A 13,603-nucleotide genomic window follows, 5' to 3' on the forward strand; every position below is an offset into this window, starting at 1 on the left:
CCTGCCGCCGTCGGCGCTGCTCCCGTGGGCGGCCGCCCGCTGGATCGACGCTCGAAAGTGCCATTCAAGGCACTTTCGAAAGCGCGCGCCGTTCCAGCCATCATGCTGCCTGGGGCTCGCAGTAACCGCGTCCAAACAGCAGGCGCTGACGCAGCGCGGTGATATCGACGCGCTTCTGCATCAGCTCGAAATACCAGGGGCCATCGCTGACTTCGCCGTACAGCACCACGCCGACGATGCAGCCGCCCTTCAGCACCAGACGCTTGTAGACGCCGCGGCCGGGGTCGCGCAGCACCAGATCTTCGCTGTCCTTGTCGCCGATGAAATCGCCGGCCGAGTACAGATCGATACCGGTGACCTTCAGGCGCGTCGCGGTCACCGAACCCGAGTAACGACGATGGCCGAGGCCGGCGAGATGCGCGGCGCAGACCTTGGCCTGTTCCCACAACGGCGCGACCAGGCCGTAGACGTTCTTGCGGTGCTGCACGCATTCGCCGACGGCGTAGATGCGCGGATCGCTGAGGCTCTGCAGGCTGTCGTCGACGACGATCGCCCGCTCGACATGCAGGCCGGCGGCTTTTGCCAGCTCGACATTCGGCCGGATGCCGACCGCCATCACCACCAGGTCGGCAGCGATCTCGCTGCCATCCTTGAACTTGATCGACGTGACTCTTTCGCTGCCGACGATCTCGGCCGTGTTGGCTTCGAGCAGAAAGCGCATGCCGCGCTTTTCGAGAGCTGTCTTCAGCAGCTTCGCCGCCGGCTTGTCGAGCTGGCGTTCCATCAGGCTGTCCATGACGTGGACGACGCTGACATTCATGCCTTGGCGCAGCAGGCCATTCGCCGCTTCGAGCCCGAGCAGACCGCCGCCGATCACCACGGCATGGCGATGATCGCGGGCTGCCGTCAGCATCGATTCCACATCATGGATATCGCGGAAGGCGATGACGCCGGGCAGCGTGTGGCCGGGCACCGGAATCACGAATGGCCGCGAGCCGGTGGCGATCAGCAGGCGGTCATAAGGCACTGCGAGGCCGCTGGCAGCGACCACGACCCGGCGCCGGCGATCGATCGCCGTGACCATGTCGCCGGTGTGCAGCGTGATGTCGTTGCGGGCGTACCAGGCACGATCGTGAGTGACGATGTCCTCGAACACCTTCTCGCCCGCCAGTACTGGCGACAGCAGGATGCGGTTGTAATTGCCATGCGACTCGGCACCGAACACGGTGATGTCGAAGGCGTCCGGTTCGAGCTTCAGCAACTCCTCGACCGTGCGGATGCCGGACATGCCGTTACCGATGACGACCAGCTTCGGCCGCTTCTTGCCATCGGCCGCCAGCTCGCTCACGACGCCCGCACCATGATCGCGCCGTCGTCGCCGCAGGTAACCGCCCAGGCCTTCACCGACCAGGCCTCGTCTTCCAGGCAGCGGCCGGTCCGCAAGCACAGATGATTCTTGTAGACCGGCGAGGCGACGACCAGCGCTGGCCCGGTTTCGGTGCTCAGCTCGCCGATCAGGCCGCGGCTGAGCACGTTGGCCTGCGAACGCACATCGAAGTTATCGATCGCGAAGACGCCGTCCTCATCGCCGTTGGGTGCCACGACCCGAAACACCGCGACCTGCGCCTCACCGACCTTCGCGCAGACGCCGGTGTTCGGCACGATGTCATCGCGATGGCAGACAAAGGTCCAGCTGGCAGCGTCGGTCATGGCGCTACCTCCAGCTTTTTCTCGAGCGCCGACTTCGGCCGGATCTGGCCGCGCTCGTCGACGAACTGGATGTTGCTGTCGGCTTCCTTCGAGTTCACGAAATGGCTGAAGCGCTTCAGCGTTTCCGGCGTGGTGATCGCCTTCTTCCACTCGCATTCATAGGTTTCGACCTGGCGCGCCATATCGGCTTCCAGCTCGGCACAAAGGCCCAGCGAATCGTCGATCACCACCTTCTTCACATACGACAAACCGCCTTCGAGATTCTCGATCCAGGTCGCCGTGCGCTGCAGGCGATCGCCGGTGCGGATGTAGAGCATCAGGAAGCGATCGATCAGCTTGATCAGCGTTTCGTCATCGACATCGCTGGCCAGCAGTTCGGCATGACGCGGCTTCATGCCGCCGTTGCCGGCAACGTACAGATTCCATCCCTTCTCGGTGGCGATCACGCCGACGTCCTTGCTCTGCGCTTCGGCGCATTCACGAGTGCAGCCGGACACTGCCATCTTGATCTTGTGCGGCGAACGCAGGCCGCGGTAACGCTCTTCGATCCTGATCGCCATGGTCACCGAGTCCTGCACGCCATAGCGGCACCAGGTGCTGCCGACGCAGGACTTCACCGTGCGCAGGCTCTTGCCATAGGCGTGGCCGGACTCGAAACCGGCGGCGACCAGCGCGCCCCAGATCTCCGGCAACTGCTCGACCCGCGCGCCGAACAGATCGATGCGCTGGCCGCCGGTGATCTTGGTGTACAGGCCGTAGTCCTTGGCCACCTGGCCGATGACGATCAGCTTGTCCGGCGTGATCTCGCCGCCCGGAATGCGCGGCACCACCGAGTAAGTGCCGTCCTTCTGGATGTTGGCGAGGTAGTAGTCGTTGGTGTCCTGCACCGAGGCATGCTTGGGCTTCAGCACGTGCTCGTTCCAGCAGCTGGCGAGAATCGAGGCCACGGTCGGCTTGCAGACATCGCAGCCGCGGCCCTTGCCGTGAGCGAGGATGGTTTCATCGAAGGTCTTCTGACCGCCGACCTTGACCAGATGGAACAGCTCCTGGCGCGAGTGCGCGAAGTGTTCGCAGAGATGGTTCAGCACCAGCACGCCGCTCTTCTTCAGTTCGGCATCGAGCACCTGCTTGACCAGCGGCAGACAGCCGCCGCAACTGGTCGCCGCCTTGGTGCATTTCTTCAGCGCTCCAAGGCTGGTGGCGCCGCCTTCGATCGCGGAACAGAGATCGCCTTTCGACACGTTGTTGCAGGAACAGATCGACGCCGTCGCCGGCAGCATGTCGATGCCGATGCCTTTGGCGCCGCCTTCGACACTCGGCAGGATCAGCGATTCCGGCTGCGCCGGCAGCGGAATGCCGTTCAGGGCCATCTGCAGCAGGGTGCCGTAGTCGTTGGCTTCACCGACCAGCACCGCGCCGATCAGCAGCTTGCCGTCGGCGGTCACCACCAGCTTCTTGTAGTGACCGGCGACATCGTCGTTGAACAGATAGGTGAGGCTGCCCGGCGTCGTGCCCTGGGCATCGCCGATCGAGGCGACATCGACACCGAGCAGCTTCAGCTTGGTGCTCATGTCGGCGCCGTTGAACTGCGGCGCAGCCGCTGCCTCGTCACCGGCAATGATCTGCTTGGCGACGATGCGCGCCATGTCGTAACCGGGTGCGACCAGACCAAAGATCTTGCCGTTCCACAGCGCGCATTCGCCGATCGCGTAGATGCTTGGATCGGAGGTCTTGCACTGGTTGTCGATCAGGATGCCGCCGCGCTCGCCGCGGATCAGGCCGGCGACTCTGGCCAGTTCATCGCGCGGCCGGATGCCGGCCGAGAAGACGATCATGTCGGTCTGCAACTGGCTGCCATCGGCGAACTTCATCGCATGGCGGCCACCGACGCCGAGGCCGGCACCATCGGTGATTTCCAGCGTGTTCTTGCCGGTGTGCACCTGCACGCCCATCGCTTCGATCTTGCGCCGCAGCAGGCGCCCGCCCATGTCATCGACCTGCACGGTCATCAGGCGCGGTGCGAACTCGACGACGTGCGTCTGCAGGCCCATGTCCTTCAGCGCCTTCGCGCATTCCAGGCCCAGCAGGCCACCGCCGACGACGACGCCGACCTTGGACTTCTTGCCCCACTCGGTCATCGCTTCCAGATCTTCGATCGTGCGATAGACCAGGCAGCCGTTGCGATCACGGCCGGTGACCGGCGGCACGAACGGATAGGAGCCGGTGGCCAGCACCAGCTGGTCGTAGGGCACGGTTTCGCCATCTTCGAGCTGCACCAGCTTGGCAGCGCGGTCGATGCCCACCGCCTTGGCGTTGAGCTTGAGCGTGATGTTGGCGCGATCGAAGAAGCCCGGCGCGACCAGCGACAGATCGTCTGCGGTCTTGCCGCTGAAGAATTCCGACAGGTGCACGCGATCGTAGGCCGGGCGCGGTTCTTCGCAGAGCACGGTGATCGATAGATGCGGAACGTCGGCCAGCTCTTCAAGCAGCTTGTGGCCAACCATGCCGTTGCCGATGACGACGAGTTTCATGGTGAGTCTCTTGTTATTGGTCGTGTTGCTCGACTACTTCCCCGCAGCGGAGGAAGGAGCCTTGTTTCTCAAGCCGCCAGCGCCTGCTGCTCTGCCACCGCCTGACGCTCGGCCACCGCCTGCTCGAACAGCTGCTGCTCGCGGGTCTTGTGTTCGGCGGTGAAGCGCACCGCGATGGCGCAGACCGCAGACACCGTGACCAGGCCGCCGAGGATCAGCAGGCAGCTCTGGGTGTTCGGCGAAGCCTTCATCAGGAAGCCCGCTGCCACCGCGCCGACATTGCCGCCGGCGCCGATGATTCCAGCGACACCGCCGAGCGCGTTGCGATCGATGAACGGCACCAGCGCGTAGGTCGCGCCGCAGGCCATATGGGTGAACAGGCCGAAGGTCAGCATCGCGACGATAGCGATGGCGACGTGATCCATCTGCGCCCACCACAGCAGGCCCAGACCCTCACCGACCATCAGCACGAACAGCAGCAGGGTGCGGCCATCGAGGCCCTTGACCCTGGCGATGCGATCGCTGGCGATGCCGCCCAGCGCACGCGCGAACAGCGCCAGCAGGCCGAAGGTGCCGGCCGCGAAACCCGCGGCTTTCAAGCTGAGGCCGAAGCGCTCGACGTAGTACAGCGCCGCCACGTTGTGGATGAAGATCTCGACGCCGAAGCAGGCGCCGTAGGTGACGAACAGCAGCCAGACGCGATAGTTGCCGCAGGCGCGCTTGAAGCTGGTCATGCCAACCTTCTTGCCGGTGTCCGGCATCAGGCCGGTGGCGCGCAGGGTGTCGTAATTGCCGGCCGGGCAATCCTGGGTGAACGTCCAGTAGGCCCAGGCCATCACCAGCATCAGCACGCCCGGCACCAGCAGGGCGATGCGCCAGCCACCGGCCTGCTCGACACCGAACAGCGCCAGCGCCACGACGATCAGCGGCATCAGCGTCTGCGTCGCACCGCCACCGGAGTTGCCCCAGCCAGCGGCGGCCGCGTTCGCGGTGCCGACCACGTTCGGCGCGAACATCACGCTGGTGTGGTACTGCGTGATCACGAAGCTGGCGCCGATCGCACCGATCGCCAGGCGGAAGAACAGGAAGCTTTCATAGCTCTGCGCGGAAGCCACGCCGAACACCGGGATGGCACCGAACAGCAGCAGGCCGGTGTAGGCCTTGCGCGGGCCGTAGCGATCGCAGAGCGGGCCGATGACCAGGCGCACCAGGATGGTGACCGCGACGGCCGCGATGTTGATGTTGGCGATCTGGTCCTTGGTCAGCCCGAACTCGCCCTTGATGATCGGCATCAACGGGGCGCAGGCAAACCAGGCGAAGAAGCAGACGAAGAACGCCATCCAGGTCAGATGGAAGGCGCGCATGGCGGGGGAGGAGAAGTCGCTGAGTGCGACTTTGGTTGCCTTGGCGAGATAGGCGGGAGACGTGGGAACGGACATGGTTGCTCCAATGGATAACGTGAGTTCTGCGGTCGCCATTGGCCGCCAAGAGATGCTCACGTGATCGCCGTTAACCACGTGAGTCTGTCGGTAGCAAAGGCTGTGCCGTTTCTTTACGGCCTGTTCAATCAGGGGCTTGCAAGCGGATTCGCGGTTTTTCGCAGCGCACGGCGCCCAACAACGGTGCGCAGTCCGGTGCGGCTTGATCGTCTTGCACCGGAACGGACGAGCCGTTTTGGGTCGTGCTCATCGGGCGCTCAGAACTTGTATTCGGCGTACAGCCAGCCGCGCTTGACGTTGCTGGCCTGGCCGGCAACCACCGGAAATTCATCAGCGAAATAGGCCGCGAACTTGGCGAACACGGTGAGGTTGGCGAGCACCGGATAGCTGGCCAGCAGATCGACTTCATTGCCGTAATGCGCGCCGCCGGTATCCGCCGAGAAGTCGTGATAGACGGCGGTCAGGCTGGTCTTGGCTACCGTCGCGCAGGCCGAGGCATAGAGACGATGCAGGCCACCCACCGGCGTGATCAGGAACTGATCGGCCCAGCCGTCGAAGGCATGCGTCGTCGCCAATGGCGTCTGGAAGCTGGAGATGCCGTTGCCGCCCAGGGCTTCATAACCCGCCGTTGCCTTGAGCATCTTCCAGCCGACCGCGGCTTCGGCAAGGCCGTAGCGCATGTCGTGATCCGGCGAGCCGCGCCAGCCTTGCTGGATCGCGTATTCCAGCGAGTAGCCGAGCGTGAAGGCTTGCACCGGCACCGTGCCGGTGGCACGCAGGCCATAGGTCTGGTTGTTGTTCAGCAAGCGTCCGACAGCACCGCCGGGCACCGTGCCGAAGTCCAGGAAGTAGCCGTAGCCGGTCAGCTTCAAGGTCTTGTCGATGACCTGCGTCGACACGTTGATCAGATGGCCGTCGATGTCGAGACGATCGACATTGCGGCCTTCGATCGCGAAGTTGCGGAACGAGTTGACTCGGTCGAGATGCGCATAGGTGACCGTGGTCTTCGGGATCAGGGTGGTGGTCAGCAGCGCGGCATCGAAGGTCTGCTCGTCCTGCCGCCAGGCAACGCCGCCGACAAAGCGCTGGTTGTCGAAATTGATCCGCTGGCGGCCGTACTTGATCTGCGTTTTCGGCAGGCCGGTATAGCGCAGCCAGGCCTGGTTGACCTCGTGCACCTGGGCATCGGCGATCACCGGATACGTGCTGCGGCCGTTGCGCAGCGAGTTGTAGCGATCGTCGCCGAGCGTATCGACGCCCTCGTATTCGAGCTGGCCGTCAAGCTCGTTCCAGGCCGCCGTCGTGTAGCCGAGGCGGACGCGGATGGTCGTCGCTTGCGCGGTGTTTTCGGTGATCGGTGCCGCCAGTGGATCGGACAGATTGAGCGCCTCGTAGCGCAGACGAACATCGAGATTGGTCTTGCCGGCGGCCAGCTTCGCTGGCAGATCGGCGAGTGAATCAGTGGCCTGTGCAGCACCACTCAACAGCATCAGTGCGGCGCCTGTTGGAGAAATCGTGGCGCGCAGAACCCCCTGCAGCCCCTTGGTTGCAAACATGGAAAACACCCGTTCGTGAAATTGTTGTTATTGGTGCGGGCAACAAAAAAGGCGCCCATCACTGCCGACCGAATTCGATCGACAGTGATGGGCGCCTTTACCCATTGTCCGTTGTTCAACCCCACGCGATCCGACCGTCTTTGGCCGCTCCGGAAAGCGGCTTCCGGACTACGCGAGGCTGTTGTGCTGCGGTTACATAAAAGCAATCAACATGCCAAGGGCTGACCCTCTATCGTTGTCGGCAACGGCTGGACCGCGCTGAAACGCTTGCTGCAGCGATATTTCACTATGTTTTCACAATCGAAGAAAATGGAGTTCTACAGCGACTCCAACGAGCAGGATGGCGGCGTTCGAGAACTCCCGACGCGTCTTCGTGGTGCGCGAGCGCGAGGATGGTCCGGGCCAGATGCGTGCATTGCACCGTTGCTGAGCGCGTTGACCATCCCGGTGCGAGCAAGGCCGGCATCCGTGGCGCGTGGCATCGGCAAGAGGCCGTGCAACGCTGCTGCCGATTGGCTTGGCAAACTTATTGCTCATCTTCCGGCGAGCGCTAGCAACAGGCTCATGGGTCGGCCGAAGAAGCCCGATCTTTCCGGACAGCGAGGTCCATGTCCGCTGGCATCACTGCCAGCGAACCTCCACCACTGTCCTGGATGCCAGCCATGTCCGACGTTTCGCTACGCCCCCTCAATACCCTCGAACTGCTAGCCATCGTGGCGGCTGCGCTGGCGCAGATTGCCGTCACCGTGATGTGGATGCATGACCTCGTCTAGGCCGGACCGTGCCCCGGACCACGCGAGCACTCCACATGGATCGCACTGACACGCCATTGCTGGCTGCGGGCTGCCGTTCTTGGCTGCTGGTCATCGCGTTGCTTCTGACGGCCAGCAATGCGGCCGCGGGCGACTTCGATGCGCTGCGCAGCCAGGCGCTGGAGCTTGACCTGGCCGCCAGCCGCATCGGCAGCGATACCCAGAGCGAGACGCTGAACGTCTATGTCGGCGTGCGCGCTCAGGAAGTCTGGCTGCGCGAGGTCTGGCTGCAGATCGACGGTGATCCGATCCAGCACTACCAGTACTCGCAGCGTGAAGCCGAAGCGCTGCGCGCCAGCGGCCTGCATGGCTTGCTCAGCAGCCGCCTGAGCCCCGGGCCGCATCGCATTCGCGCTCAGGCCGCCGTTGCCGAAGTGGGTGCTCATGCCAGCGAGGCCCGTCGCCGGGCCGCTGTCGATGTGAACATCGACAAGGGCGCGGCACCGGCGGAACTGGAGTTGAGCTGGGCACCGGGCGGCATGGTCAAGGGCTCGACCTTGAAGCTCATCAACTGGCAGCGCAGTACCGACAGCGTTGTGCCTGCCGACTCACAAAGCCGCTATCGCGTCGGCGATCCGATCGACCCGCGCCTGCGCGCCGTGGCTTTCCTCGAAGCCACGGGCCGCCACTATCAATCACAACGCCTGCTGCGCCAGTTGCAGGCCGAAGCACCCGGTGCCGCGCCGAATGAAACGCCGGTGCCGGACGGCCCGTCGCCCGGTACGCCCGCGATGTACACCGCCTACCAGGCGCTGCTCGCCGGCAATGCCGACCTCGCTGCGGTCGATCGCCTCGGTGCCGGCGAACCCTGTTCGACCAGGCCGACCCTGCTCTGCGATCACGTCAACACCGAACTGGGCTACGCCTGGCTCGCGCAGCACGAGGGCATCAAGGCCGCCGATGTGTTCCGTCGTGTGCGGGCGCCGGGCCCGCTGGCCAGTGCCGCGATGCTCGGGCTGGGCTGGGCGCTGCTGGCGCCGTCCACTGGAGCGGAAGCCGACAAGGCCGAAGCGACGCCGGTGGCCTACGGCCGCAAGCCTTTGCACGAACCACGTGCGATGAAGGACAAGGAACTTGGCGGCGCGATGCGAGCGGCGCTGGTGCCGTGGATCGAGCTGATCGGCCGCGATCCCACCGATCCCGCCGTGCAGGAAGCGCAGATCGCCATCGCCTGGGCGATGAACGAACTCGGTTCCGAAGTGCAGGCGCAGGACTACTACAACCGCGTCATCGCCCAGCTTGAAGGGCTGGTGCAGCGCTGCGACAAGGCCAGGACCGAACTCGCTGCGCAAACGCTGGCGATCGGCATCGTCGGCAAGGCACCGAGCGAAGCCTGGCACTGGTCGCTGGCTGATCGTCTGCCGGACCCGCGCTGGTGGGTGTTGCCGGCGACCAAGGACGGTGAATCCTTCTATCTGATCCCGCTGCTGCAGCAGGCCTCGTTCGATGCCCAGCTGCGGCAACTGCGCGAAGCCCATGAAGTGCAGGCGGCCCTGAGCGCACAGCGCCAGCGCTTGTCGGTCAGCGGCGATGCGCAGGCACCCGGTCTGGTGGCGAGCATCGATGCGCTGCAGCCCGGCATTGCCGCGACGATCACCAGCACCAGCCAGGCGCTCGATGTACTGGCGCAGACGAAGATCGCCGCGATCCGCGATCAGGCGCTGCATTCGCTGGTCGAGGCGCGCTACGGCCTGGCGCAGCTCTACGACCGTGCCGCCGAGGTGGCCAGCAAATGACCATCACCCGTTTTCACGTCGCCGTGTTGCTGGCGCTCGGCTTCAGCCATCCGGCAACCGCGGCGGTGCTGACCGACGACAAGCCGTCGACCGTCGGCTCGACCACCGAAACCAACGGCCTGGAGCGCAACGGCCGATTCGTGGTCCGCACGCCGAGCATCCTGAGAGTGGATGGCGAGCGGAAGCTGCCGCCGAACGTCGGCGCTGCGCTGGCCCAGTACGACCGTCTGCTCACGCTGCCTGCCGATCCCGCGACCCGCGCCGAAGCGCTGCGCCGCGGTGCCGATCTGCGGGTGCAGCTGGCCGATGTCGATGGCCTGGTCAATCTGCCGGTGCTGAAGAAGGCGATCAGCCAGTACCAGACCCTGCTCGCCGAGCAGCCGGACTATCCGTTGAACGATCGCGTGCTCTACCAGCTGGCGCGAGCGCAGCAGGCGACCGGCAATGTCGATCTGGCGATCGCCAATCTGCTGCAGATCGGCAGCCGTTATCCCTCATCGTTTCGTGCGCCGGATGGTCTGTTCCGCGCCGCCGAGCTGCTGTTCCAGCGCAAGCGTTTTGGCGAGGCGGAAGGCGCCTACAAGCAGGTGCTCGCCGCGGGCCCGGGCAACATCTATTTCGAGCCGGCGCAGTTCAAGTACGGCTGGACCCTGTTCCGGCAGGCCAAGCACGACGAAGCGCTGACCGTGTTCTACGCGATCCTCGATCGCGAACTGCCACCCGGCGAACTGGCCGATCCCAAGGCCGCGCTCGCTGCGGTCAAGCCGGGCAAGCTCGACATGGCCACCGAAGTGCTGAGAGTCACCGGCCTGTCACTGGCCGCGCTCGGCGGTGGCCGCAGCCTCGCTGCCAGCTTCGATCGCGCGGGGGCCGAGCCGCGCTTCGCGACCTTGCTCTACGTGTCGCTGGCCGATCAGCTGCTTGCCCAGCAGCGCTATACCGATGCCGCCGATGCCAGCCTCGCGTTTGTCGAACGGCATCCGCGTCATCCGCTGGCACCGGGTTTCGAAACTCGGGCGATGGCGGCCTGGGAGCAGGGCGGTTTCAACGAGCTGCTGGTCGCCGGCAAGGCGCGCTATGTCGAGCATTACCTGCCGGGCGCCAGTTACTGGCAGGGCGTGGCGCCGACGCCGGAAGTGATGGCGGCGCTGAAGGGCAATCTCGCAGCACTGGGCCGTCATTACCATGCGGTAGCGCAGGCGCGGCCGGAAAGCGAAGTAGCGGCCCGCCAGGCCGATTTCCTCAAGGCGGCGGACTGGTACGCGCGCAGCCTGCAACTGTTCCCGCAGGACCCGGGCGCGGCCGAGCTGGCGCTGCTGCAGGCGGATGCCCTGTACGACGGGGGCAGCTACGAAGCCGCTGCCCGCCGGTACGAGCACGCGGCCTATGACTACCGCAGCGGCGGCAAGGTGCCCGCCACGGCGCCGACCACCGCCTACGCCGCCGTGCAGGCCTGGCAGCGGCTGGCGCATGAAGGCGCGGTCGAAGCTCGGCCGGCTGCCTTGAAGGAATCGGTGCGCGCGAGCTTGAAGCTCGCCGAGCAGTTCCCGGCCCATCCGCAATGGGCGTTGACCCTGACCCGCGCCGCCGGCGATCTGCTGAGCCTGAACGATCCGGAAGCCGCGTTCGGCGTCGCCACCCGCGTGCTTGCTGCGAATCCGCCGGCGGCACCCGAGCTGCGTCGCGAGATGCTCGGTGTGGTCGCCGATGCCCGCTACAGCCAGCAGAACTATGCCGCTGCCGAAACCGCGTACGCCGAGCTGATCAAGCTGCTGCCGGGCGATGCCGCACAACGTGCGCCGGCCAGCGAGCGTCTGGCGCGCAGCGTCTATGAACAAGCTGTGGTGGCGCGCACGGCCGGTGATCTGAAGACTGCGGCGCGGGCGTTCCAGAGAGTCGGCAGCGTGGTGCCGGATGCCGCGATCCGCCCGGCCGCCGATTTCGATGCCGCGTCGGCGTATTTCGAGTTGCGCGACTGGGCCAATGCCGAAGCCGCACTGGAAGGCTTTCGCAATCGCTACCCGACGCATGCCCTGGTCGCCGATGCCGAGAAGAAACTCGCCAGCGCCTACGACAAGGACAACAAGCCGGGCCGTGCTGCCGGTGTCTACGGACAGATCGCGCAGCGCGACAGCCTGCCGGTGGATACCCGGCGCGATGCTCAGTGGCTGTCGGCGGAAGGCTATCGCCGCGCCGCTGATGCCGCGGCTGCCAGCAAGGCCTACGAGCTGTACGCAAGCACTTGGCCGCAGCCGCTCGATCGCGCCCAGCAGGCGCGCCATCAGCTCGCCGATATCGCCAGGACTTCGAACCGCGATCAGGCCCGCTACCTGTACTGGCTGCAGGAGATCGTCAAGGCCGATGGCAGCGGCAATGGCGATGCCGCATCGCCGGCGCGCCTGCTCGCAGCGGAAGCCAATCTCGAACTCGGCCAGGCCGGTGCCGCCAAGGCGCGCCTGCTGCGCCTGAGCCTGCCGCTGCAGGCCAGCCTGGCCCAGCGTCGTGCGGCGATCGAAAGCGCGGTCGCCTTGCTGGATCGTGCTGCCGCTTACGGCTACGCCGATGTGACCACGGCCGCGACCCATGAGCTGGCCACCGTTTACCGCGAGCTGGGCAGGGCGATCGTCGACTCCGACCGGCCGGCGTCGCTGAGCGGTGAAGCGCTGGAGCAGTACAGCCTGATGCTCGAGGAACAAGCCAACGGTTTCGACGAGAAGGCCATGAAGGCCTACGAAGCCAACCTCGCGCATCTGCGCCAGGGCGTCTGGAACGACTGGGTGCGCAAGAGCAGCGTCGCGCTGAGCGAGCTGGCACCTGCGCGCTACGGCAAGAACGTCCGCCTGGAGGACCGTTATGAATCGATGCACTAGTACGGTGCTGATCACGGCGCTGCTGATCAGCGCCTGCAGCACGCCCGTCCGGCGCAGCAGTCCGCCGACCAAGCCTTCGCCGGTCACGCCCGCGGCCTCGTCGACGAAGACCTTGGTCGCCGTGCCCGGCCGTCCGGCGCCGGAGCTGCGCTTTCAGAACGCGCTGGCGCTGATGCAGGACCAGCGCCCGCAGGACGCGCAGATAGCGCTGCAGAGCCTGCTCAAGGACTACCCGGATCTGTCCGGCGTCTGGACCGATGCAGGGATCATCCAGGCGCGTGCCAAGCAGCGCGATCAGGCGCTGAAAAGCTTCGAGCGGGCGATCGCCGCCAATCCCTCGAACACCGTGGCGCTGAACTGGTGCGGTGCCCAGTATCGCGAAGCCGGCGACTACAAGCGCGCCGAGCAGCGCTGGCAGAAGGCGATCGAACTGCGCCCGGACTACGCGGCCGCCGTGCTCAATCTGGCGATCCTCTACGACGTGTCGATGCGCCGGCCGCAGGACGCACTGCCGCTGTATCGCCGCTATCAGGAGTTGTCGGACAACAAGGATCTGATCGTCAGCGCCTGGGTGCGTGATCTCGAAAGCCGTGGCCCGGTGGTGGCCGATAGCGGCAGCGGAGCCGCCCGATGAAGTGCCGTTCTCTGTTGCTGCTGGCCGGCTTCGCGGTCAACGTTATCGCTGCGCCGCCAGTTCCGGCGCCAGCGACCAAGGCCGGCACCACCGTTGTCGGTGAAGACGAAGCAGCGCTTGGTCTCTATCTGATGCCGTGGAAGGACGAGGACCAGCGGCCGGCGGCGCGCAGCCCCTCGCGTTACACGCAAGCGCAGACGCCGGCCGACATTACCGAAGACCGCAACCGCAACGCCGCACTGGAAAACATCGAGAGCTACGAGCGCATGCGTCGCCAATCTCTCAGTTACTGACGCTCAGTTACCGAACCGCTGC

Annotated in this window: 9 protein-coding genes; 4 read left to right on the plus strand and 5 right to left on the minus strand. The window is 65.5% G+C overall.

The genetic code is table 11. The features are described 5' to 3' along the window. Positions 1–100 precede the first annotated feature (100 nt). From G513_RS23275 to G513_RS23280, 5 genes are all read right to left on the minus strand, one after another. The gene (locus G513_RS23275; protein WP_156891714.1) at positions 101–1,288 is read right to left on the minus strand and encodes an NAD(P)/FAD-dependent oxidoreductase; all 1,188 of its coding nucleotides are present in this window, start codon (positions 1,286–1,288) and stop codon (positions 101–103) included. A 56-nt stretch (positions 1,289–1,344) separates the two neighbouring features. After that, positions 1,345–1,710, minus strand: coding sequence for a nitrite reductase small subunit NirD (nirD, locus tag G513_RS0114985; RefSeq protein ID WP_022977668.1), 366 nt, complete (start codon positions 1,708–1,710; stop codon positions 1,345–1,347). After that, positions 1,707–4,241 (minus strand): nitrite reductase large subunit NirB, encoded by a 2,535-nt coding sequence (gene nirB / locus G513_RS0114990; RefSeq protein WP_022977669.1) that lies wholly within the window; start codon positions 4,239–4,241, stop codon positions 1,707–1,709. The genes nirD and nirB overlap by 4 nt, the downstream gene beginning before the upstream one ends. Positions 4,242–4,309: 68 nt before the next feature. Continuing rightward, the gene (locus G513_RS0114995; protein WP_022977670.1) at positions 4,310–5,680 is read right to left on the minus strand and encodes an MFS transporter; all 1,371 of its coding nucleotides are present in this window, start codon (positions 5,678–5,680) and stop codon (positions 4,310–4,312) included. 257 nt (positions 5,681–5,937) lie between these two features. Then, the gene (locus G513_RS23280) at positions 5,938–7,236 is read right to left on the minus strand and encodes an alginate export family protein (protein WP_084711553.1); all 1,299 of its coding nucleotides are present in this window, start codon (positions 7,234–7,236) and stop codon (positions 5,938–5,940) included. A gap of 808 nt (positions 7,237–8,044) precedes the next feature. On the opposite strand from G513_RS23280, the gene G513_RS0115010 reads away from it, so the two are divergent. From G513_RS0115010 to G513_RS23295, 4 genes are read left to right on the plus strand one after another with little or no spacing between them, the layout of a single operon-like run. Next, positions 8,045–9,784, plus strand: a complete 1,740-nt coding sequence (locus tag G513_RS0115010; RefSeq protein ID WP_022977673.1) for a hypothetical protein — start codon at positions 8,045–8,047, stop codon at positions 9,782–9,784. Next, on the plus strand, positions 9,781–12,654 hold the full coding sequence (locus tag G513_RS23285) for a tetratricopeptide repeat protein (RefSeq protein WP_022977674.1): 2,874 nt from the start codon (positions 9,781–9,783) through the stop codon (positions 12,652–12,654). The genes G513_RS0115010 and G513_RS23285 overlap by 4 nt, the downstream gene beginning before the upstream one ends. Further along, positions 12,638–13,288 (plus strand): tetratricopeptide repeat protein, encoded by a 651-nt coding sequence (locus G513_RS23290; RefSeq protein ID WP_022977675.1) that lies wholly within the window; start codon positions 12,638–12,640, stop codon positions 13,286–13,288. Before G513_RS23285 ends, G513_RS23290 begins: the two co-directional genes overlap by 17 nt. After that, on the plus strand, positions 13,285–13,581 hold the full coding sequence (locus tag G513_RS23295) for a hypothetical protein (protein ID WP_022977676.1): 297 nt from the start codon (positions 13,285–13,287) through the stop codon (positions 13,579–13,581). Before G513_RS23290 ends, G513_RS23295 begins: the two co-directional genes overlap by 4 nt. Positions 13,582–13,603: the final 22 nt, after the last annotated feature.

The sequence above is a fragment of the Nevskia ramosa DSM 11499 genome (assembly GCF_000420645.1).
Classification (GTDB): Bacteria; Pseudomonadota; Gammaproteobacteria; order Nevskiales; family Nevskiaceae; genus Nevskia; species Nevskia ramosa.

What these genes read in the sequence shown, in the direction of transcription:
- G513_RS23275 (WP_156891714.1), bottom strand. Translation starts at nt 1,288, where the DNA reads ATGTCCGGCATCCGCACGGTCGAGGAGTTGCTGAAGCTCGAACCGGAC.
- nirD (WP_022977668.1), bottom strand. Translation starts at nt 1,710, where the DNA reads ATGACCGACGCTGCCAGCTGGACCTTTGTCTGCCATCGCGATGACATC.
- nirB (WP_022977669.1), bottom strand. Translation starts at nt 4,241, where the DNA reads ATGAAACTCGTCGTCATCGGCAACGGCATGGTTGGCCACAAGCTGCTT.
- G513_RS0114995 (WP_022977670.1), bottom strand. Translation starts at nt 5,680, where the DNA reads ATGTCCGTTCCCACGTCTCCCGCCTATCTCGCCAAGGCAACCAAAGTC.
- G513_RS23280 (WP_084711553.1), bottom strand. Translation starts at nt 7,236, where the DNA reads ATGTTTGCAACCAAGGGGCTGCAGGGGGTTCTGCGCGCCACGATTTCT.
- G513_RS0115010 (WP_022977673.1), top strand. Translation starts at nt 8,045, where the DNA reads ATGGATCGCACTGACACGCCATTGCTGGCTGCGGGCTGCCGTTCTTGG.
- G513_RS23285 (WP_022977674.1), top strand. Translation starts at nt 9,781, where the DNA reads ATGACCATCACCCGTTTTCACGTCGCCGTGTTGCTGGCGCTCGGCTTC.
- G513_RS23290 (WP_022977675.1), top strand. Translation starts at nt 12,638, where the DNA reads ATGAATCGATGCACTAGTACGGTGCTGATCACGGCGCTGCTGATCAGC.
- G513_RS23295 (WP_022977676.1), top strand. Translation starts at nt 13,285, where the DNA reads ATGAAGTGCCGTTCTCTGTTGCTGCTGGCCGGCTTCGCGGTCAACGTT.